21 protein-coding genes and 1 pseudogene are annotated in these 21032 nt (G+C 61.4%); 3 read left to right on the top strand and 19 right to left on the bottom strand.

Going from position 1 to position 21032, the window contains the following annotated elements; all coding sequences use genetic code 11:
- Nucleotides 1-101: 101 nt before the first annotated feature.
- The 15 genes and pseudogenes from ACMGE0_RS28495 to ACMGE0_RS28425 all read right to left on the bottom strand — a co-directional run bounded on the left by ACMGE0_RS28495 (nt 102) and on the right by ACMGE0_RS28425 (nt 15673).
- Nucleotides 102-1040 (bottom strand): LysR family transcriptional regulator, encoded by a 939-nt coding sequence (locus tag ACMGE0_RS28495; RefSeq protein WP_436819256.1) that lies wholly within the window; start codon nt 1038-1040, stop codon nt 102-104.
- Between the two features lie 146 nt (nt 1041-1186).
- The gene (locus tag ACMGE0_RS28490) at nt 1187-2188 is read right to left on the bottom strand and encodes an alcohol dehydrogenase catalytic domain-containing protein (protein ID WP_436819255.1); all 1002 of its coding nucleotides are present in this window, start codon (nt 2186-2188) and stop codon (nt 1187-1189) included.
- Nucleotides 2188-3012 (bottom strand): annotated as a pseudogene (locus ACMGE0_RS28485) (SDR family NAD(P)-dependent oxidoreductase). The gene ACMGE0_RS28490 and the pseudogene ACMGE0_RS28485 overlap by 1 nt, the downstream one beginning before the upstream one ends.
- Before the next feature lie 68 nt (nt 3013-3080).
- Nucleotides 3081-4340 carry an MFS transporter gene (locus tag ACMGE0_RS28480; RefSeq protein ID WP_436819254.1) on the bottom strand — a complete coding sequence of 420 codons (1260 nt, stop codon included), beginning with the start codon at nt 4338-4340 and terminating at the stop codon, nt 3081-3083.
- A 70-nt stretch (nt 4341-4410) separates the two neighbouring features.
- Complete coding sequence (locus ACMGE0_RS28475; RefSeq protein ID WP_436819253.1) at nt 4411-4950, bottom strand: 2,4'-dihydroxyacetophenone dioxygenase family protein; 540 nt, start codon at nt 4948-4950, stop codon at nt 4411-4413.
- Between the two features lie 291 nt (nt 4951-5241).
- The gene (locus tag ACMGE0_RS28470) at nt 5242-6183 is read right to left on the bottom strand and encodes a helix-turn-helix domain-containing protein (RefSeq protein WP_436819252.1); all 942 of its coding nucleotides are present in this window, start codon (nt 6181-6183) and stop codon (nt 5242-5244) included.
- 315 nt (nt 6184-6498) lie between these two features.
- A complete protein-coding gene (locus ACMGE0_RS28465) occupies nt 6499-7182 on the bottom strand; it encodes a glutathione S-transferase family protein (RefSeq protein ID WP_436819251.1) in 684 nt (227 codons plus the stop codon).
- Between the two features lie 121 nt (nt 7183-7303).
- Complete coding sequence (locus tag ACMGE0_RS28460) at nt 7304-9409, bottom strand: xanthine dehydrogenase family protein molybdopterin-binding subunit (RefSeq protein WP_436819250.1); 2106 nt, start codon at nt 9407-9409, stop codon at nt 7304-7306.
- Nucleotides 9409-9888, bottom strand: a complete 480-nt coding sequence (locus ACMGE0_RS28455) for a (2Fe-2S)-binding protein (RefSeq protein ID WP_436819249.1) — start codon at nt 9886-9888, stop codon at nt 9409-9411. Before ACMGE0_RS28455 ends, ACMGE0_RS28460 begins: the two co-directional genes overlap by 1 nt.
- Before the next feature lie 123 nt (nt 9889-10011).
- The gene (locus tag ACMGE0_RS28450) at nt 10012-11073 is read right to left on the bottom strand and encodes a Bug family tripartite tricarboxylate transporter substrate binding protein (protein ID WP_436819248.1); all 1062 of its coding nucleotides are present in this window, start codon (nt 11071-11073) and stop codon (nt 10012-10014) included.
- Between the two features lie 36 nt (nt 11074-11109).
- Nucleotides 11110-11736: a nuclear transport factor 2 family protein gene (locus ACMGE0_RS28445; protein WP_436819247.1), complete on the bottom strand. Its 627-nt coding sequence runs from the start codon at nt 11734-11736 to the stop codon at nt 11110-11112.
- A gap of 75 nt (nt 11737-11811) precedes the next feature.
- Complete coding sequence (locus ACMGE0_RS28440) at nt 11812-13317, bottom strand: tripartite tricarboxylate transporter permease (RefSeq protein WP_436819246.1); 1506 nt, start codon at nt 13315-13317, stop codon at nt 11812-11814.
- Between the two features lie 16 nt (nt 13318-13333).
- Entirely contained in the window at nt 13334-13798 is a 465-nt protein-coding gene (locus ACMGE0_RS28435; RefSeq protein ID WP_436819245.1) for a tripartite tricarboxylate transporter TctB family protein, read from the bottom strand.
- Nucleotides 13799-14047: 249 nt separating this feature from the next.
- Nucleotides 14048-14809: an SDR family NAD(P)-dependent oxidoreductase gene (locus ACMGE0_RS28430; RefSeq protein ID WP_436819244.1), complete on the bottom strand. Its 762-nt coding sequence runs from the start codon at nt 14807-14809 to the stop codon at nt 14048-14050.
- Between the two features lie 90 nt (nt 14810-14899).
- A complete protein-coding gene (locus tag ACMGE0_RS28425) occupies nt 14900-15673 on the bottom strand; it encodes an HpcH/HpaI aldolase family protein (protein WP_436819243.1) in 774 nt (257 codons plus the stop codon).
- Between the two features lie 200 nt (nt 15674-15873).
- Between ACMGE0_RS28425 and ACMGE0_RS28420 the strand changes: the two genes are divergently transcribed.
- Together ACMGE0_RS28420 and ACMGE0_RS28415 are read left to right on the top strand one after the other, a co-directional pair.
- Nucleotides 15874-16767: a beta-keto acid cleavage family enzyme gene (locus tag ACMGE0_RS28420; RefSeq protein WP_436819242.1), complete on the top strand. Its 894-nt coding sequence runs from the start codon at nt 15874-15876 to the stop codon at nt 16765-16767.
- A 36-nt stretch (nt 16768-16803) separates the two neighbouring features.
- On the top strand, nt 16804-17715 hold the full coding sequence (locus tag ACMGE0_RS28415) for a cupin domain-containing protein (protein WP_436819241.1): 912 nt from the start codon (nt 16804-16806) through the stop codon (nt 17713-17715).
- An 11-nt stretch (nt 17716-17726) separates the two neighbouring features.
- On the opposite strand, the gene ACMGE0_RS28410 is transcribed toward ACMGE0_RS28415, so the two are convergent.
- Genes ACMGE0_RS28410 through ACMGE0_RS28400 form a run of 3 tightly spaced genes read right to left on the bottom strand, consistent with a single transcriptional unit; the run spans nt 17727 to nt 19719 of the window.
- Entirely contained in the window at nt 17727-18197 is a 471-nt protein-coding gene (locus ACMGE0_RS28410; protein ID WP_436819268.1) for a zinc-binding dehydrogenase, read from the bottom strand.
- Nucleotides 18194-18748, bottom strand: a complete 555-nt coding sequence (locus ACMGE0_RS28405) for an alcohol dehydrogenase catalytic domain-containing protein (RefSeq protein ID WP_436819240.1) — start codon at nt 18746-18748, stop codon at nt 18194-18196. Before ACMGE0_RS28405 ends, ACMGE0_RS28410 begins: the two co-directional genes overlap by 4 nt.
- Nucleotides 18749-18771: 23 nt before the next feature.
- Nucleotides 18772-19719, bottom strand: a complete 948-nt coding sequence (locus ACMGE0_RS28400; protein ID WP_436819239.1) for a DUF6282 family protein — start codon at nt 19717-19719, stop codon at nt 18772-18774.
- A gap of 79 nt (nt 19720-19798) precedes the next feature.
- Here ACMGE0_RS28400 and ACMGE0_RS28395 point away from each other — a divergent pair, with 79 nt between their 5' ends.
- On the top strand, nt 19799-20623 hold the full coding sequence (locus tag ACMGE0_RS28395) for a helix-turn-helix domain-containing protein (RefSeq protein ID WP_436819238.1): 825 nt from the start codon (nt 19799-19801) through the stop codon (nt 20621-20623).
- 100 nt (nt 20624-20723) lie between these two features.
- On the opposite strand, the gene ACMGE0_RS28390 is transcribed toward ACMGE0_RS28395, so the two are convergent.
- Nucleotides 20724-21011 carry a hypothetical protein gene (locus ACMGE0_RS28390; protein WP_436819237.1) on the bottom strand — a complete coding sequence of 96 codons (288 nt, stop codon included), beginning with the start codon at nt 21009-21011 and terminating at the stop codon, nt 20724-20726.
- Nucleotides 21012-21032 lie beyond the last annotated feature (21 nt).

Genomic DNA, 21032 nt, shown 5'->3' with positions numbered 1-21032 from the left:
CTCGGCCAAGGATGCTCACTTCGCATCTCAGCTCCCATGCACCTTAGCGGAAACGGACGATGATATCGCCTACCAAATTCGACGACATCCATAACATGATGTTAATGGGTGCCGACACTTCGACGTATTCTGCTTTCCTGGGTTTTGGTCGAGCTGACTGCGGTCATTTCGCGGCGAAGTTCCTGCAGGAAATGTTCTGCATAGACTGAGAGGGGCAAATCCCTGCGATAGGCGACATAGGTATGGAAAATGCTGTCGGCATCGATCTCCAGCCGTTTCAGCCCACGCACGACGTCGTGCGCTACCGTGAATTCATCGATGATCGCGATCCCGAGGCCGGCTGCAACGAGGCTGCACACCGTCGTGCCAAACCGTGCCTTGACGTTCATCTGATAGTCGATGCCGGATTTTGTAAACATGGCGGCCATGATCGCGCCGTATGGATCCTTGGGATTGATCCCGATCAGCGGATGCTCCGCCATTTCCCGTGGCGTGATCTTTTCCCGTTCCGCCAGCGGGCCGTTGTCGGGAACGATGCAAAGCAGCCTGCCGCTCGCCAGGAGCTCGAATTCGATAAGCGGATGATCGAAACGGGACGAGATGGCCACGAGTTCGCCACGCCCCAGCAGAAGGTAGTCGATCGCCTCCTCGATCTTGAGGATGTTCACGTCGAGCCCGAGGTCTGGAAACCGCTGCCGCACCTGCGCAATCGCTCTTGGCACCATGACGTTCGCGATGCTCGGAACAGACGCGATGCACAGTTCCTGACTCCGCCCGCGTCCCAGGTCGGCGACCGCCGATTGCAGGTCCTCGATCTTGCGATGAACCGTATCGAGAAGGTCGAATATGTTGCGAGCTTGCGGCGTCGGCACGTAGCGTCCGGCCTGCCTGTCAAAGAGACGAACGCCAAGAGAATCCTCGGAATATTTCATCAGGCGACTGATGCCCGGCGCCGAGACATTCAACAGGCGGGCGGCTCCCGCGATGCTTCCCGTGACCATGATGGCGCGAATGACTTCGATTTGACGTAAAGTGAGCATGAATGCTCCCCATTTAGGCAAGAACAAAAGCCGTGCATGCGGCGGCATTCGACCGTAACATCATGTTATGGGTCCTGGCTCGTTTTATATCTGATGAGGAAAGCCTCGCATGAAGGCCTCACTGCTTGTATTCGGCCGGAACTTACCTACGGCGCGATCAGCACCTTGCATTCATGGGTGCGTTTGCGCAGCGCCTCGAACCGTTCGGGCACTTGGTCAAGGCCGATTGTATCCGTGACCAGCATCTGCGGTTCGGCGCTCCCGGCGTTCAATGCATCGAGGGAGGCTTCGTATTCCTGCCGTTTGAAGAAGGCGGAGGTCACGAGGTTGACCTCCTTCGACAAAGCCCGGAAAGGCACAAACGTATCGGGTCGCGTGCAAAGGCCGAGAATGACGACCGTGCCCCCGATGCGCGCCTGCTCGACGGCCTGTGCGATCAGGCCCGGGATGCCCACGCATTCGAAGACGATATCCGGCTTCCCGCCGAATGCCTCGTCGCTCGCACTAACGGGTTCGGCGGGATTGCAGACGAAACGTGTCGCACCCATGGCAAGGGCGCGCTCCTCCTGATAACGTGCGATGTCCTGCACGACCACTTCGGTCGCGCCGAGACGACGCGCCCAGTAGGCGGTTGCAAGCGCGATCGGCCCCGCTCCGAGCACCAGAACCTTTGCACCGGGCATCAGGCCCGCGCGCATGACGCCATGCAGGGCAACGGCCAGCGGTTCGACGATCGCGCCGTCGGCGATGCTCGCACTGTTCGGCAGGAGCACGCATTGGCGTTCACTGGTAACCGCCAGTTCGGCATATCCGCCGCCCTGCAGTGCCATCCGGCTGCACCAGGCCGGCTCGCCCGCAAGACAGCTGGGGCATTTCCCACAACTCGATATCGGCACGACGGAAACCCGGTCTCCGAGACTGAGGCGCTCGACGCCTTTGCCAAGTGCCACGACCTCGCCTGCGAATTCATGGCCAAGCACGTCGCCGGGCCGCGTACCGAAGGCGGGATCCCCGGTCATGTGCAGGTCGGAGCCGCAAATGCCGCAGCGTCCCACGCGGATCACCACCTGATCGCCTCCCGGCTCCGGGTCGCGCAGCGTTTCGATAGCGAGCGGCCGGCGCAATTGCCGGAAAACGGCGGCGCGCATCAGCGGAACCTCCCCTGTGCCATGCCGCCGTCGATCAGCAGCTGGCTTCCTGTCATGTAACTCGACGCGTCCGAAGCGAGATAAAGCGCCAGCGGCTTGATCTGATAGGTCTCGGCAACCCTGCCAAGCGGCACCTGCGAATCCCATTTGGCGCGCAGGGCCGGATCTCTCTTGAGCGCTCCGCCGCCGATATTGGTTACGAAAGGACCGGGTGCGATCGCATTGACGCGGATACGAAATTCCGCAAGCTCCAGCGCCAGATGCCGGACGAAATGTGCGACACCCGCTTTGGCCGGCATCTAAGGCAGATCGACGATCGCCTCGCAGATCATCGCGGCGTTCGATGACGTGGCAATGATCGAGCCGCCGCGCTCGGCCGCCTTCATGATGCGAACAGCCTCGCGGACGGTGTTGAACATGCCGGTGAGATTGACGGAAAGACTGCGGTCCCAGCGAGCGGGATCGAGCGTATCGACCTGACCTTCCGGGTTGCGGTAGCCGCCCGGATTCCAAAAGCCCGGTCCGGTATCGATCCCCGCATTGGCGAAGGCGATGTCGAGGCCGCCATAGGCATCCACATGCGCGTCGAAAGCGGCGCGGCTCTCCTCCCGGTTTCGAACATCCAGGCGGGCCGAGCGAGCCTCATAGCCGAGATCCCTGAGCCGCGCCGCCTCCCGATCCGCGCCTTCCGCATCGACATCCGTCAACGTCACTTTCGCACCCGCCTCCGCCATCGTCTCGGCATAGGCAAGCCCCAAGCCGGAAGCGGCACCAGTGACGAGCGCGGAGCGGCCGCTGATATCGAACTGTTCCAGAGCCTTCATCGGTATCTCCCAAGATTTCAGGCAGGCATGCCGGACCTTGTGGCCCGGCATGCCCATGTCACCGGCGATCAGACCGTGGCGGCTGCGGAAGTTGCGGCCTTGCGCACCTGCGACGGCGCGGTTTCGCGCAGAAAGAGCGCTGTGATCGTCGCAACCACTGTGAGGCCGACCATGATCCAGAGCGGCGCGGTGAGCCCCGCGGCGTCGGCTGCCATGCCTGCCAATGACGGTGCCAGAACGCCGCCCAGCACCTCGCCCGTACCCATGGTCAGGCCGAGCGCAGTTGCGACGTATCGGGGATCGACGCTTTCAGTCGGCACGGTCGCCATGAACAGCGGAAAAATGCCGTTCAGTCCCCAGCCGAAGAAGAAAAACACGGCAAGCATCCAAAGCGAGCCCTGGTAATAGAGCGCGCCGAGAGGTAACAACAGGCCGAGCAGCGGCATCGCGATCATCACCGGTCGGCGGCCGATGCGATCGGAAAGCCCGGAGACCACGAAGGCACCGATCGTTGCTGAAATGCCGAGTGTGCCCATCAGCCAGCCCATGCTGTCCGGCGAAATGCCACGCACCTGGGTAAGGTAGAGCGGCATGAAGACCCAGCAGACGACGAGATAGGAGACGAGCAGCACGCTGAGGCTGACGCAGATCAGCACGTTGCGCTCCAGGAGCACGCTAGCGATGCTGACTTTCGGCCCTTCCGCTTTCGCGGCCGCCGGGGCTTTCGGTTCGTCGATCAGCCACCAGATGAGAAGCGCTGTCAGGATGCCCGGCACACCGGCGAGGAAGAAGGCCTCGCGCCATCCGTAGGCGGTGGCGAAACCAACCAGCAGGACCGGCGCCACGAAGGAGCCGAGCAGGTTGGAGCCGAAATTCTGCGCCACGCCCTGGGCAAGGCCGAGACGTTCCGGCGCAACTTCGGAAGCCACCATGGCGTGGCTGATCGGCATGATGCCGCCTTCCGCAGCGCCCATCAGCAACCGCGCGCCAAGCAGCAGGGCAAAGCTTCCGGCAATGCCGCTCAGGAACGAGCAGAGCGAAAAGGCGACGGTCGAAAGCACCAGCAGAAGCTTGCGGTTGCCGATCGTGTCGGAAAGCTTGCCGATACCGAAGGCGGCGATCGCCCAGGTGAAGGAAAGCGCGCTCGCCAGGACGCCCACCTGCGTGTTGTTGAGCTGCAGATCCGGCTGGATGAACGGCATGAGAAAGCCGAGCGCATTTCGGTCGAAGAAGACGATGCCGAAGTTGAGGCTCAGCAGCCCGACCAGCAGAAACTGGTACCGGGCCGACCGCACGGCCTTCGGCGAAGGCGTAAATGTGTTATGCATGAAGTCCTCCCAAGGAAGCCCAAGGCCGGGCGCAGCGCGTCCCCTCGCATCTGCGCGGCCGGCCGGAACGTCAGATGTAAAGCTGAGGGTTAATGGGGATTCCGTGTTCCTTGCAGTAGGTCTCGTAGTGGTTCATGAACCACCACACATCCGCCGTGAACGCAAAGTTCGCCTTATCGTCGTAGAAGTCGATCGCGCCCTGCATCCAGCCGAAAAGCTTGGTGCCTTCCGGGTGTTCGGTGACCAGCGTATGGGCCTCCCCCGGCACTTCCTGGATGAAATCGCCGGGGCCGGCGACCCACGGATATTCCAGATAGCGCGCGCTGCCATGCAGGCAGAGCATCACGATCCTGCCGCGATGATAATGCGTGCCGATGACGCCCGGCCCTTTGATCCAGAGGATGTTGCTGTAGATGTTGTTGCGGACGTCAAAGGCGAAATGGCGGATGGCGGCATTCTCTCCGAAGGGAATCCACGGGCTTTCGAGCTCGCCCGAACCGACGAAGGTGCCGGCAGAGCCGCGCAGAGCCGAGAGTTCCTTGTAGGGATCCGGCACGTCGACGATCTTGAAGGCGTTGGAAGGCGGGGCGTTCCTGATCGAAGTATCCATTGTCTTGCTCCTGCTCCGGCACGTCGCGGCAGGATGCGGAGACGCTCGCAGGCCCAAAGGGCACAGCCTTGCGCGATAAAGTCGGATCGGCGGCGCATGACGCACAGGATCCGATAAACCGCCCGTCCTCCCCCACGTGCATGTTTCTCGTTCGGAGGCCTTACCGGCCGCCGGCATCGAACTTGACGAAATGCAATCAGGATCGCGAGGACTGGAGCGAAACGTGAGTAGGACCAAAGCGCAACCTGAACGATTTCAGATGCGTCAGCGGTTAGCGGAATGTCCCATCCGTCAATTGTCGCCCCGCCAACCGCTCGGGTTGGTGCCGAAGCGGCGCCGGAAACAGCGGGCGAAATAGGCGCTGTCGTTGAAGCCGAGTTCATAGGCGATCGACGTGACCGGCATGCTCCGATTCGCCCGCAGCAGATCGGCGGCGCGCGCCAGCCGCCGTTCCAGAATATAGTTCGACGGAGTGGTGCACATGGCAGCGAAGACATTCTGGATCGTCCGCGGGGAGACACCCAGCGCTTGCGCAAGCGTCGTCGTGCGCAAATCGGGCTCACAGAGACGCAACTCAACGAGACCGAGGAGATGAGACCGGAGCGGCCAATGCTCGGCCTCATTTCTGATAGGCGTCGCTGCACCGTGGACGGCCAATGCCAACATGTCGAAGAAGACGCTTGATATGCCGTTTTGCAAATCCAGATCGCCATCACCCTGATGACCCTGCCGCCAAAGCGAGAGCAGGAACTCACGGAACAACCTGCCGCCCGGAGATGTTCCTGGCAGCCGACAGTCCAACTTCTCCGGAAGCGAAGAAAGACGTTCCTCCAAAGCCGCACGCGGCATTTCCACGACGAGCAGCTCGTGATCCCGTGACAGGTCGAATTTATAGCCCGCCTCCGCATCGGAAAGCACGAAATCGCCAACCCCAAGCTCAGCCTGCCGGTATTGATGCGAGAAACGGCTGTGACCGTGATGCTGGAAATGCAGGACAACGGAACGTTCCCCCCGCTTGGAGGCAAAAGGCGCGCGCCTGACGACAGATGCGTCGGAACGCGGCCGGATCATCGTCAGATCTCCGAGAGACCAGCGCCACATCTCGGCGCGAAAACCGTCGACGTCTGTGTCCACGTAAGTTTCGGTGAGGGTCTCACAACAGAGCTGATTCCAGAAATCGAGCCGGCCGGCCGGTTTAACGGCAGCGGTGGAAAACCTTTCGATCACACCCATGAGCGGCTCCTCCCCAGAATCCGTCCGTCGTATTCCCTTTCAGTGCCCGTCAGAAATGCCTCCCCAGTCCTCCATTCCGCATCCCATCTCCTCTTGGCATGCGTCATCAACAACCGCGCATCAGGGCGTTCGACCGAACAAGGCATGCGGAAAATCTAGCATGATGCTGTCTTTCGTCCAGATCATGCGTCGCCGTCACATCTCGAAAGACGGTTGGAGCACACTCACCTGATCTTCCGCCCGCCCCGCGCCCGGAAGCCACGCACCATCAAAGCCCGGATAAAGCATGCAGAAATCCCTACAAGGAACCTCTGGCTAAAGCTTGAAGTGAGGGTTCTTCTCGCGTTCCAACACCACCCTTACGGCGGGTCGAGCGAGCATCTGGTTTTTGTGCCTGGTGAAATCCTCCAGGGTCTCCATCGGCAGCCCATTGCTATCGCCCCAGCCGTAGAAGACGAGAGCGTAAGGATCCACAACGGAATACCGGTCGCCCATGATCCACTCGTTTCCGGCGATCAGCCGGTCGATCTCCTGCATGCTTTCCCAGTAAGACGCCAGCGCCTTGGCGCGAATATCGTCATAAACCTCCTCCCTGTCGACGAACCGATAAGGCCGGAACTTCGCTCTCTGGAAGATATGGGGCGTGTTCGAAAACCACGCCATCTGAGCAAGATATTGCATCTGCTCGACGGTGTCGGTCGGAAACATGGCCAATCCCGGATTGGCGAGACCGATATACGCCAGTATGGCGGTGTTCTCCGTGATCACCCTGCCATCCGGCGTGACAAGCGCCGGCACTTTCCCGCGAGGATTGATCGTGAGGTATTCCGGAGTGAGATGCTCATTCTTCGACAGCAGCTTTTTGATTGGCTTATAGGAAGTTCCCGTTTCCTCCAGAGCGATATGGGGCGCAAGCGAACAGGCGCCGGGACTATAGAACAGTATGGTCTCGCCGGTTGAAGTCGAAGACGTGCTTATAAACATGGCTACGTCTGCCATATTGGATTCTCCTCGCATCTACGGTTCGAAACGCGGCGGGATGAAAGTTGCCGCGCCAGATCTTTCTCCGCCGCCAGGAAATTGGCGCTGGCTGATAGGTCTTGTCGCTCCCGACCGCACATCAAGCCAGGATGGCAGCCATGATCCGTTCTCGCGTCATCGGCATGTCATGGATGCGGGTGCCCAGCGCATGAGCAACGGCATTGCCGATGGCGGCAGCCGTTGGCCCGCCGGCGCATTCGCCGACGCCAAGGGGGAGATGTTCGCTCGCATCAACAAGCTCGACGCAAATCCTCGGGATGTCTGAAAAGCGGATGACGGGATAACTCTGCCAATCGATCGTCGAGATGCCTTGCGGACCGAAGCGCACCTCTTCGATAAGGGTCCAACTGATGGCCTGGACGATATTGCCTTCGATCTGGTTGATAAGCCCGTCAGGATTTATGATCAGCCCCGCGTCGACGGCGCACCACACATCGGTGACGCGCACCGCCTCGTCAACCTCGACCGCTGCGACCACGGCGGCATAGGCCGAGGAGTTCTTGTACCGGGCAAGGCCGATACCCAATCCGCTTCCGGTACCGCCGGCATCACGCGACGCCCAATCACCCATCCCGGCGGCTTTCTCCACGACCCGACGGGCGCGCGCGTCGGAAAGGAGGGAGAGGCGGTACGCGAGCGGATCTTCTCCAACGCGCGCGGCCAATTCATCGAGAAGCCCCTCGATGGCAAAAACGTTCAGGGTCGCTCCGAGACCGCGCAGCGACGAAGTGCGGACCGGCACGTCATGGATCAGATGGAAATCTATCCGCTTGGCACCCGTCTCGTAGAGCGGGATGGCGTTGCGGGCGGCCCCGCCTCCGCGTTCCAACGGAATATCGAACGGCTTGCGGTCCGGCGGAGGTTCCTTCAGGGCATCGGCGGCCAGCAGATAGGCGCCGCCGACCCCAGGACGCTGGCCATGGGTCGCGCTCCAGATTTCGGTCGTCCAATCCACCGGACGCCCTGTGGGATCAAGCGCTGCGTGGACGGCAACCGTCATAGCCGAAGACAGCGGCTCGTGGGCGAATTCCTCCTCGCGCCGCCACATGAGCCGGATCGGCACACCGGGCAGCGCCATCGCCACGAGCGCCGCATCGAATGCAGCGTCGTCGGCGCCGTTGTGGCCATAGCAGCCGGGACCCTGGACATGATGGCAGGCAACATTGCCGAGAGGCAGCCCCAGTGTCTTGGCAATGTTTTCGCGCAGCGGCTGCATCCCCTGTGCATGCGACCAGACGGTCAGGTTACCATCTCGGTAGACGGCAAGGGCACAGGAGGGGGCGATGGAGCCATGCGACAGGAAGGAACGGGTGAAGCGAGCCGAAACACGGCTTAGCGCGGGCTCAGGAAGGGGGTCGCCCATCAATCGGTCGTCGGAAGGCTGCGACGCAACCCATTCGGGGGTTGCCTGTTCGGGACGAAGGCTACGGGCACCGGTCCAGACGGCGCGCTCTGCCGCAGCGACCGCCGCCGCGCGGACGGCAGTTTCGTCGGCACCGGCAAAGGCGACAAAGTTCTCGACGCGCACGATGCGGATTTCGGCTCCGGCATGGCGCCGAACGGCATCCTCGTCCAGTGAGACCAGTTCTGCACCCCAGCCGGGCTGGCGCAGGGTGCGGGCATGGAGCATTCCGGGAAGCGTCATGTCCTGGATGAAGCCCGATCCTGTCAGCTTGGCCGGTAGGTCAAGCCGCGGGACGGACGTGCCGACGAGACGATAGGAGCTTTGTGGCTTCGCCGGCACCGTGCCCGTCACCTCGCCGGAAAGATCGAGCTCGCCTGCGATGCTCCAATAGTCGATCCCGCTCGACACGCCATTTCTGAGGAAACCGCCCTCAACGATGGTCAACTCATCGGGAGCGGCATTCAGCCGTAGAGCCGCCTGCTTTAGGGCAAGGGCACGAACCTCGGCTGCGACGAGACGAATTGCCGCGCCGGAATGCTCGATCGACCAGCTCGACGCGGTATAGCCTTCGCCCGGACCTTCGACGCTGTTGCCGGACATCATCCGTATCTGGTCGATGCCGAGGTCCAATTCTTCTGCCGCGATCTGGGCAAGCGCTGTCAAAACGCCCTGGCCAAGCTCCACCTTCCCGGTGCCGATACGCACCCTGCGATCGTTCTCAAACTGAAGCCAGCGGTCGATCCGCGGATTGTCCTTGAGGCTGAAGGTGAGCTCGGCCATCAAGCCACCTGCCGGCGCATCACGGCTGCCGCCCTCAGCACCGCGCGCAGGATGCGCGGATGGGAGCCACAGCGGCAGAGGTTCCGGTCCAGCGCCGCAGCGGCTTCGGCGCGTGTAGGGTTCGGATTGCGGTCCAGGAAAGCCTTGGCCGCAATCAGGATCCCGGACAGGCAATAGCCGCATTGTCCGGCCTGCTCATCGAGAAAGGCTTGCTGAAGCGGGTGCAACGCCTCAATGGTGCCTAGGCTCTCGACCGTCGTGACGGCGCGCCCGGCAAGCGTACCGACCTCGCGGCTGCAGGAATATTCGGCCGCGCCGTCGATCAGCACCATGCAGGCACCGCATTGTTCCAGCCCGCAGCCATACCGGCTGCCCTTCAGCCCGAGAGAGTTCCGCAGCACATCCAGCAGCGGCGTCGTCTCGGGTACATTCAAGTTATGATCCTGGCCATTGACGGTCAGGGTGAGAGGTTTGCTCATGCAGCGCAATTTATCCTTGTATCTGTTCGTCGGGAAACTCGCCGGAGCTAAAGAATCGAAGCGGCATCTCACCAGCCCGGATGCGATGCCGCTTCGCCCCAACCCAACTCGCCCGGTCCGCCTTCAGCTCGGCTGCACGAGACCCGCGGTAACCAACGGCCTGATCGAGTCGATCTCCCGCGCCATCTCGCTTCGCATCTCCTCGGGGGTATTGGCGACGGCGGTAAGGCCGAGAGATGCCAGCTTTTCCTTGGCCGCAGGCGTATCGATCCAATCCTTGATGGTTTTTTGGATCGCGCTCACGATTTCCGCAGGCATGTCCTTGGGACCCACGGCGCCGAACCAGAGCGTTTGTTCGTAATTCTTCAGTCCTTGTTCTGCGACCGTCTGAACATCGGGCAGCTCGCCAATCCGCTCCGCTGAGGTCACCGCAACGCCGTGAATTTTTCCATCCTTGATGTGCGGAAGGTAATTCGACGGAGCATCGAGTGCGAAGTCGATATGCCCGCCCAGGAGATCGGCCAGCAGAGGCGGTGAGCCCTTGTAGGGAATGTGGTTCAATTCAATACCGGTCTGCAAACCGATGAGCGCAGCACAGATATGGCCCTTTGTGCCGGCACCCGGATTGCCGATGTTCACCTTCCCGGGATTGGCCTTCGCATAGGCGACCAGCTCCTGAAGCGACTTTGCCGGAGCTTTGGCGCTTGCGGTGAGCAAGGCCGGGCTTTCGGCCACGATCGTTATCGGCGTGAAGTCCACCTCGGGGTCGTAGGCGAGGTTCGTCTGCACCACCTTGTTGGCCGCAATCGGCGCGCTGCCGCTGACGAGGATCGTGTAGCCGTCCGGCGCCGAGCGCGCGAGCTTGCCGCCTGCCAGCGCACCGGCCGCGCCGGCAAGGTTTTCGATGACGAACTGCTGGCCAAACTTCGCCGTCAGAAGGTCGGCCACAAGGCGCGCGATGATATCGCTCGTCCCGCCGGGAGGGTAGGCGGAGATCACCACCACCGATTTCTTCGGCCAATCCGCCGCAAGCGTTACTCTGCTCGACGCCAGCGCGGCAGCGGCTCCCCCCAATACGATAAATTCACGTCTGTTCATTTCTGCTCCTCCCCACTCGTTAAATCGAGTTCTTCGGCCAAAACCTACCGCGTCCCGGCTTGGGGAAGAACCGTTGACTGCCGCCATTTCGTCCCTTGGAACGGCCGCGCGGAATTCGGCCGTTTAGTTATCACCCGCGGCAAGCCAGCCCTCCTCGCCGGCATGAAATGCACTGAGTTCGTCCGGCCGGTCGTCCCCCAGCAAATCGGGATTAACCTTCACACCTCGCAGGTGCTGAATATAGGTCAGGAACTTGTAGGACGGCCGCATCGTCGACAGAACTGACCAATCGACAGGAAGCGCGTCCGAGGGATTGACCGGTTTCATGACATCCCTCTCGAACAGCACTTCGAAACTCATCAGCGTCCAAGTGCCCGTCTCGCGCACCGCGCGGGAGAAGAAGCGGCAGAAGACGTGAACGTCGACCTCGACACCTTCCAGCCGCGCACGGTTGAAGATCATCGCAGGACTTTCCACCGTCGCCCGATCGCCGGCCAGCCGCGCGAAAGCCGGAAACACCCAGTGCTTGCTGTTGCCGGTCGCGCTCATCCATTTGCGGGTCGCTTCCACATATGTCTCCCCGCCCTGTCCCTCGTACCAACTCGTGCGGACATATGCATCGCGGTGAAAACATGCGCGCATGACGTCGAAACGGCGTTGGTCTCGGGCGAAGCGCTCGCGGCGCACGAGATCGAACAGTTCCTCGCGATCGAGAAAGGTTTGCAGGCGCGTTGCGGTATCCTGTTGCATAGTGGCTCCTGGGTTGACGTGTTGGATAAGCTCGACAGGCTCCTCCTCCCGACGGGCCTGATGCCTTCCTTTCCGTCAGTCCGCTTCCTGCAGCCCCTCTTCACGGACCTTGCGGAAGCGCGGCGACACGATCGAAAGGAGAAGCAGGCCGGCAACGACAAGCGTCCCGAGGCTGAGAGGACTTGTGAGGAAGACGGTCGCGTCTCCATGGGAGATCAGAAGCGTCCGGCGCAGGTATTCTTCCGCCATCGGTCCGAGGATCATCGCCAGGATCAGAGGCGCGGGTTCCGCCCCCAACTTCTTGAAGAAGTAGCCGAGCACGCCGAACAGGGCCATGAGGTAGACATCGAAGACGTTGTTGTTGATGCTGTAGACGCCGATCGCAATGAAGACGCAGATGACCGGGAACAGGAAATGATAAGGCACCGCGATCAGCCTGGCCCACATACCGACAAGCGGAAGGTTCAGGAATAAGAGCATCAGATTGCCCAGCCACATGGACACGACCAGCCCCCAGAACAATGCGGGCTGTTGCGAGAGGATTTCCGGCCCCGGCTGGACGCCCTGAACGACCAGCGCGCCGATCATCAGGGCCATGGTCGCCGTTCCGGGAAGGCCGAGCGTCAGCATCGGGATGAAACAGGTTTGCGCCGCCGCATTGTTGGCCGCCTCGGGTGCCGCAACACCTTCGATCGCTCCCTTGCCGAACTCCTCGGGATGCCGCGAGACCTTCTTCTCCAGCGCATAGGCGGAAAAGGACGCCAGCAGAACGCCGGCACCGGGCAACACGCCGAGCAGCACACCGAGACCGGTACCACGCAGGATCGGCGCGAACATCCGGCTCCAATCCTCGCGGGTGGGAAACAGGCTGCTGACTGACGCCACGCTGGCAACCCGGCTGCGCTCGTTCTCCAGATTGGCCAGCACATCTCCCAGACCGAATATGCCCGTGGCGACGACGACAAAATCCAGCCCGTCCAGAAGATTGGGCGAACCGAACGTGTAGCGCGCCGCACCCGAATTGATGTCGGTTCCGATCATCCCCAAAACGATGCCGAAAAGTGCCATGCCGAACGCGGTCAACAGGGATCCGCTCGCCAACACCATCGAGGTGATGAGGCCGAGCACGATGAGCGAGAAATACTCTGCAGGTCCGAAGGTAAGCGCGAAGCTTGCCAGGAGGGGCGCGGATATGGCTATGAAAAGCGTGCCCACGGTGCCGGCAAAGAAGCTCCCGATCGCCGCGGCCGCCAATGCACGTCCAGCCTTGCCTTGTTTGGCCATCTCATGACCATCAAGCGTCGTGACCACGGACGATGCTTCTCCCGGCAGATTCATCAGGATGGCCGTCGTGGAACCGCCGTATTGAGAGCCGTAGAAGATACCCGCAAGCATGATGAGCGCGGTGTCCACCGGCAGGCCAAACGTGAAAGGCAGCAGCATTGAGATGGTGGCGATCGGCCCAAGGCCGGGCAGGACACCGACTGCGGTGCCGAGAAGAACTCCCAAAAAACAGTAGAGGAAGTTCGACGCCGTGGTTGCGGTCGAGAAACCTAGAAGAAGCCCGCTGAATATGTCCATGTCAAACCCCGCGATATCAATAGGAACCGACCGCCTGCAGCCAATTCCCGACAATGGGAACGGGCAGGCCGAGCAACTCCACGAACAGGACGGAGCAGAATGCGGCGAAGGCAAGCGACCCGGCGAAAGCTCTCCAGTTGAGCCGGAATTTGACGCTCGTCGTCGCACTCAGGATCGTCAGGAGCAGAACGGCGAGCGGCAGCCCAAGCGGCTCGATGACCAACCCGAAGATCAGGATCGCTGCGGGAACGATGACGAGTGGTTTCCATCCGATGACCGGCAATGGTTCCGACGAAGCCAGCCGCGATCGAAGAAGGACCAGAAGGCCGGTGACGATGAGCAGGCTCGACACGATGAGTGGAAAGTAACCAGGTCCCATTCGGCTGGAGGTACCAAATGGATAACGTGTTGCAATCAAGGCCGATACGGCACCGACGACCGTGAAAAACCCCCCGAGTAGGACGTCCTGGCTAAGCTTCATTCACTCCCCCCGCCATCAGAATAAGTGGTCCCGCTATCGTAACATATGCGAAGAGAAGACCCGTTCAGTAGAATGGAGCGATCGACGCGATGCACTCCGCAAGTGGTTCATGTGGTTTGATCAATGCAGAGCTGACGAAGCGTGGCAACGCCGCAATGACGGTGTTTCGCCAGATGAAGATGGGCGGCGCTGAATCAGCGTCACAACAGCAGTCGAGAGGCGGGCGCCGGGAAACCTGCATCCTTCGCGCTAGAGATGGCGCCCTTCGTCCACCGGAACGATGATGCCTGTCGAACTCGTGAGATGCACGATGCAGGCTATGACCGCCCGCGCGACATCGTCCGGGGCGGTGACCCTGCCGAGCGGAAGCCTCTCTGCGATCTTCTGCAGCTGGTCAAGGGTACGGTTGGGAACGAAATCGGTGTCCACGCCGGCAGGCGAGACAGAAAAGACCCGGACCTTGGGCGCGAGCACCTTGGCAAGCGCGATGGTAAGCGCGTCCAGCCCTCCCTTGGCGGCGATATAGGCGAGACTGCTTCCCACGCCGGTTCGCGCCGCAATGGAGGAAATATTGACGATAGCGGCACTGTTGCCCTGCTCCAGCAATGGACGGAAGGCGCGGACCATGGCGAATGGTCCCCTCAGGTTTATCGCTAGCGCCCGGTCGAAGATATCGTCCGTGAGCGCATCGAGATCATTGGCGGCAACCGGGGTCGTCGCACCTCCGCAATTTATCAGAGCGTCAAGACTGTCGAATCGTCTGCGAACAGTTGCGGCCGCGTCGGCCACCGACTTCGGATCGTCGATCGCGATGCGGATGGCGCTGTGGCCGCTGCCTCGAAGACCACTCACGACCTCCTCCGCCATTTCCCGGCGGCTGTTGTAGCCGACTATGACGGCAGTACCCATGCCCGCAAGACGCGCCGCTGTCGCCCGACCGATTCCGCTGCTTGCGCCGGTAACCAGTGCTACTTTCGGAACGCTCAGCTCGGGAATTTCGATGGCAGACATTTTCTCTCCCTGACTTGAAGCCCTGATCGTTCTCATCCGCGGATGGCTCAAGCGTATCGTCGTGCTTGCTGCGTTCGTCGACCGCGATCGTCAGTCAGAATAGTCCTTCAGCGCCGCGCTCGCTGCCGACCGGATGAAGCCGTGGTCGCTCGACACCAACATGGCGCTGGCGCCGAGCTCCTTGACAAACGCAAAATCGGTTCTGCTGGTCGGCAGCAGCATCAGGGGAACATCCGCTTGCCGGGCGGCGGCGGCGGCTTTGGCCGTGAGCTCGGCAACTTTGGCATCGGCATCGGGATCGTCGCCAAAGGAGGCCGTGAGATCGCCCCGGCCGACGAATAAGGCGTCGATGCCGTCAATGCCAGCGATGTCGGCGGCGCGATCGACCGCCTCAAAGTCTTCGATCATCGCAATGCATGTCACTTGCTGATCCTGGAGGGCCATGTGGCGTACTCCGCCGACAGAGCCCCAGTTGCTGGCGCGCGTAAGGCCCGCGAATCCGCGAGCGCCGCGCGCGTAGCGGCAGCTGCGGGCAATCGCCTGCGCTTTTTCGACCGTCGTGACATGAGGAACCATGATGCCCACCGCCCCGCAGTCGAGCACCGAGAGGATATTCGCGTCGCTGAAGTCGCCGACGCGCACGATCGGCGCGATGTTCGACACCCTCGCGGCAAAGATCATCATATCCGTGGTATTGCGATCGAGCGGCGCATGCTCCTGATCGATGACGACGAAGTCGTAGCCGATCGGACCGAGGATTTCGATCACCTGCGTCGTCGGAAGCTTGAGGAAGGTGCCGAGCATCCGCTCGCGCGCCAGCAGGCGCTGGCGGAATGTACTGAAGTGAGGACGCTGTTCTGTCATTTGGCTGCCTTTCGATCACTGCTCCTAGCGGGAGGCAAACCAAACCGGGAAGCCAATTGTGCAGCCGTTTCTCGCTGCGGAACGAAAGCCGTAAAGCGCCGGACGTTTCTAAGGGCGAAACGTCCGGCGATAAGCATTGCGACTGCCGGCTTCGGATGCGAGCGAGTACGGCATGCCACGCTCAGCAAGGAAAGCGACGCTTGCCCGATCCCACCATCATCACCTGCGCCGTGACCGGCAACATAACGAGCCCCTCCCAGACCCCCTTTCTGCCGATCACGCCGGAACAGATCGCAGATGCCTGCCTGGATGCGGTACGCGCCGGGGCGGCGATCGTCCATATCCACGTCCGGCACCCGGACGGCAGGCCGAGCATGGAACTGGAGCACTACATGGAGGTCGTCCAGCGGCTGCGCGCTGCGGACGAGGATGTCATCATCAATCTCACGACCGGTCCCGGGGGCCGCTTCATTCCGAGCGATGACGATCCGAGCATTGCAGCGCCCGGCACCACTCTCACGCGCCCCGAGCGCCGGGTGGAGCATATAGTGGCGCTGCGGCCCGAAATATGCAGCCTCGACCTCAATACGATGTATTCGGGTTCGTCCGTGGTCATCAATACGCCACGCAATCTCGCCGTCATGAGTGACCTGATCCGCGAGGCGGGCGTGCTGCCCGAACTGGAGGTCTTCGATACCGGCGATATCCAGCTCGCCAATCACTTCATTCAGGAAGGACGGCTCGATGTGCCGGCGCTGTTTCAGATCGTGCTCGGTATCCGCTACGGCGCGATCGCCACACCGGAAACCCTGCACTACATGAAGTCGCTTCTGCCTGCTGGCTCGAATTGGGCCGCTTTCGGCGTCGGGCGCTGGGAGTTTCCAATGCTGGCGCAAGCCTGGTTGCTGGGTGGTCACGTCCGGGTCGGTCTGGAGGACAACATCTATCTCGAAAAAGGCGTCCTGGCGGAAAGCAACACGGTCCTGGTGAAAAAGGCCGTGCGCATCCTGAAGGAACTGGGCGGTACGATCGCGACGCCTGGAGAAGCGCGCGAAATCCTGGGGCTGAAGAAACAGCTTCCGAAGGCGATCTGACCAAACCTTTTTTGACAACCGAGCGGGAGATACCAGATGTATGTCCAGAGCGACCCACGATCGAGCCTGCAGGGCAACGCAAAACAGACCGGTGCTAAGGCCCACAGCAGCTTTTTTGGTTCACAGCTTGGGCTGTTCTACAAGGAAAGGCCCCAGGTCGCTGACGGCAACGGCGACACCTGGATCAGCCGCGGGCAGAACTTCGTCGTCGCCTACAGCCTTGGAAAGCAGGGCGGCGTTTTTTCCCGTCAAGCCCAGCCGGACGAATATGCGGTGATCATTCCGGACAAGGAGACCTCGGTGGAGATTGTCACCGCGGACGGCGCTGCCATTGTCCCCGGATATTCCGTCGCCTTCGTGCCGCCGGGAACCAGTTCCATCCGGATTCTGACATCAGGAACCATCGTCCGGCTCTTTACCCCAAAGTCCGAGGATCTCGCGGATGCGGCGTCGAATGCCGAGGCGTTTCGCGGGCCGCATCCGAACGTACCGCCCTTCGAAGCCTGGCCCGAGCCGCCCGGCGGCCTCAAGTTGAAGTGGTATACACTGGATGTCCCTGACGACCCGTCGCGGTTCGGCCGGATCTATCGCTGCACGACCTTCATGATCAACTATCTGTCGCCGCGTATCGGGCCCCGCGAGCGCGACAAGGTTTCGCCGCATCATCATGACGATTTCGAACAGTGCTCGCTGGCGCTGAGCGGCACTTTCACCCATCATCTGCGCTGGCCCTGGACGACGAACATGAACGTCTGGCGGGAGGACGAACATCTCTACTGCGAGTCGCCCTCGATCTGCGTCATACCGCCGCCTGCGACCCACACGACGACCGCCGAGTCCGCCGGCGTCAACCAGCTGGTCGATATCTTTGCGCCGCCGCGGGTGGATTTCTCCGCAAAGCCGGGCTGGGTCCTCAATGAGGACGACTACCCAATGCCCCGACGCTAGACCGCTTGACGCTAGCGCTTGCCGGAGACAGGAACGGCTTCGGCAAGCATCGGGTCGATAGCAAGGACGACTTTCCCGATCTGCCGGTTTTCGTCGAGGATACGATGGGCCTCTTGCACGTCCAGGAACGGAACGACCTGATGGATGCGCGTGATGATGCGCCGGTCCTCGATCAACGGCCAAACCTCCGCGATCAAATCCTTCGCGAGTCTTCCCTTGTAGGAGGATGGCCTTGGCCGGAGCGTTGATCCGGTGATCGTCAGCCGCCGGCGTACGAGTGCCCGGATGTTCACCTCGGCCGTAACGCCTTGATGGCTGGCGATGAAAACCAGCCTACCGTCGTCTTTGAGCAAATCCAACTGGCGCTGCGTGTTGGGTCCTGCCTGCCCATCAAGGATAACGTCGGCTCCGTCGCCTCCCGTCAGTGCCCGGATAGCCTCGTCCCAAGGGCCGCGATAATCGACGGCTGCCTGCGCGCCTATCGCCTGACAGACCGCCCGCTTCTCATCGCTGCTGGCAGAGTTGCGAAAACCGTTGCGTTCCGAAGCTGTCTCGCGATCTGGATGCCGGCCATCCCCACCCCGCTCGTCCCGCCGTGAACGAGCAGGGTCTCTCCCTGTCCAAGGCGCGCCAGCCAGATCAGATTGTTCCAGGCCGTGAAAAAGACTTCCGGGAGCGAGGCCGCCTCAACGAAGCTTAAGCCCTCGGGAACCGGCATGCATTGCACGGCCGGGACAATGCAGAACTCCGCATAGCCCCCACCGTTGACCAGGGCGCAGACGACGTCTCCCGTCTGCGGTGCGTCAACGCCCTCGCCAACTTCCTCGATGATGCCCGCCACGTCGAGGCCGGGGATGACGGACGCGCCTGGCGGCGGTGGATAAAGCCCGCGCCGCTGCTGCACATCGGGGCGATTAACCCCGGCAGCCACCACCTTTACAAGAACCTCCCCCGCCTGCGGCCGAGGGCGCGGCTGCTCGATGACCTGAAGGACTTCAGGCCCGCCAGGCCGTTCGATCGAGATCGCTTGCACGTCCCTTGCCCGCCGTTCGATGTTCAGTTCACCAATCCGAGGAGGCGAGCCGGATTGTCCGCGACCATGGTGCGCACGTCTGCCTCGCTGAAGCCGAGCGCAAGGCAGAGCTTGATCGCTTGACGCATGCCCTCGACCGGCGTGGGATTGTCTACCTGACCGAGGTCCGAGCCGATCGAGGAATGCTCGACGCCCGCGGCAAGGATATGTTCCTTGAACTCCTCCGGCGTGTAGGAGTTGAACCGGGAATCGACATAAAGGCCGGCGGACTGCTCGATCAGTGCTCCGAGCTGAGCCAGTTCCCGGATGTCCTCATAGGTGAAGTGCAAACCGTACATCGGATGGTTGACAAGCAGCCGCTTGACGCCGCGCGCCCGCGCTTCATCGAAGAGCTTCCATATTTCCCAGACATGCAGATGGCCTGACGACAGAATGGCATCGAACTCAGCGATCAGATCGAGGATCTGCTTCACCTCGTCCAGAATATTGCCGTAGGGATCCACGACCGTGAGGGCCGGGGACGGCCTCAACTGGACGTTCGAGGCGAGCCGCGTCTTGCGGTGCGCGCTGCGGATATGGTTGGCTGCCTGGGCCGTCGGCATCCAGATCAATTTGGCGCCCATTTTCAACTGAGCGTCGACAACGAACGGGTTCAACCCTCCGGTCGAATTGTTGAGCACCAAGCCGCTGAACATGGATAGCCCGCGGTCTCCGAACAAGCGTTCCATCATGGGTATGACAGGCGCCACCGAATAGTGGTGGTCCTTGAACAGGAGGGCACGCATTCCCGCCGCAGCCGCTTCCTCCGCCGCCTCCATGTGATCGAGTTTTCGCGGCATCGTCGATGGCCCCGAATGGACATGAAGGTCGATGGCGCCCTTCAGCAAAGCATCGGCCGCGGTATCGTCTATGCCCGCGATAAGCTGCCGGACTTGTTCCCTATTGCGTGTCACATCGTCTGCCGAAGCCATGATCTTCCCCTGATAGCAACCAGGGTCTCGTAAAGCTTGACTCCCGGAGGTCACAACTTATCATCCCCTCCGTTTCGCGTTGCGAAACGGCGATGCACCAGATGCTACGGGAGGAGGATCTATGGGCATTCGAGCGATTGAACGCGCGATGGCTGTCCTGCAGGAGCTGAACTTGCAGCCGATAAACACCATCGCGCAACTGCATGCGCGGACAAAGCTTCCCAAACCCACTCTCGTGCGCATCCTGCGTACTCTCGAGGATGCGGGATATGTCGAAAACGATCCTCGCCAGGGCGGATACCAGGTCAGTGCCCTCGTGACGTCCTTGAGTTCCGGCTATCACAAAGGCCCACTGGTCGTGGAGGCCGGACGCGCATGGGCGATCGCGATGACCCGCCAGCACAAGTGGCCGGTAGCGATAGCTTTGCCGGACTATGACAGGATGGTGGTGCGCTTCAGCACAGTTCCGGACAGTTTCGTTTCGCCGTTCCACAGTACGGTCAACAAGCGCCTGAATTTTCTCACGCGTGGCCTCGGCCTTGCCTATTTGGCTTTTCTGGACGACGACGAGTTCGAGCTGATCATCGACGTCCTGAAGCGGTCGGACGATCCGGAGAATGCCCTCAGCCATCATCCGGACGAGCTGAAGAAGCTTGTGGGAAGGGTGCATGAAAACGGATATGCTATCCGATCGTCGCTGGTGGAGCCAAAGAACTCCAACACGATCGGTGTTCCTATCATCAGCCACGGCGGCCGGGTACTGGCGAGCATAGGATTGACCTATTTCAAATCGGCATTCGGTTCGGAGCGGGAGGCTTGCGATCGGTACGCTCCTATCCTGAAATCAGCGGCAGCAGCAATTTCCGAGGACCTGGATCGCCTTTCGAACCATCTTGCGGTGTGATCCTCTTGCGACCACTTTGCAGCCAGCGACAAATGCTCCAGTTTCACCTTCGTGCTTCTGCCAGACCCGTCTGTCGCTGCACTGATTCAGCCGGGCTGCTTCAGGGGATCAGGAAGAGAAGTACGAGCGCAAGCAGGCAAACGGCGGCCGTCAGGAAGACCGCAATTCTTGCGGCGTCCTCTCTTTCGACCGGCACGTGATACTCGCTCAACAGCGCAAGCGCCCTGGCCTCGGTGAGTGCCCTACCGAAGCAAAACTCGTGCTCCCGCCCGTCGATGATCAGGATGATCGACCGTCCTCGGCTCCAGAACGCAATTTTGGCCCTGAACGCCGCGGTTTCGAAAGTCAGTCGTGGCTGAACTGCATCAACGTCTTGGGCGCCAACCATTGGCATAGGCTGCGGGCGCCC

Source organism: Neorhizobium descurainiae (assembly GCF_051400715.1).
GTDB lineage: Bacteria > Pseudomonadota > Alphaproteobacteria > Rhizobiales > Rhizobiaceae > Neorhizobium.
Note: the sequence above shows the minus strand (reverse complement) of the source record. Positions and strands in the feature narration are given on the sequence as shown.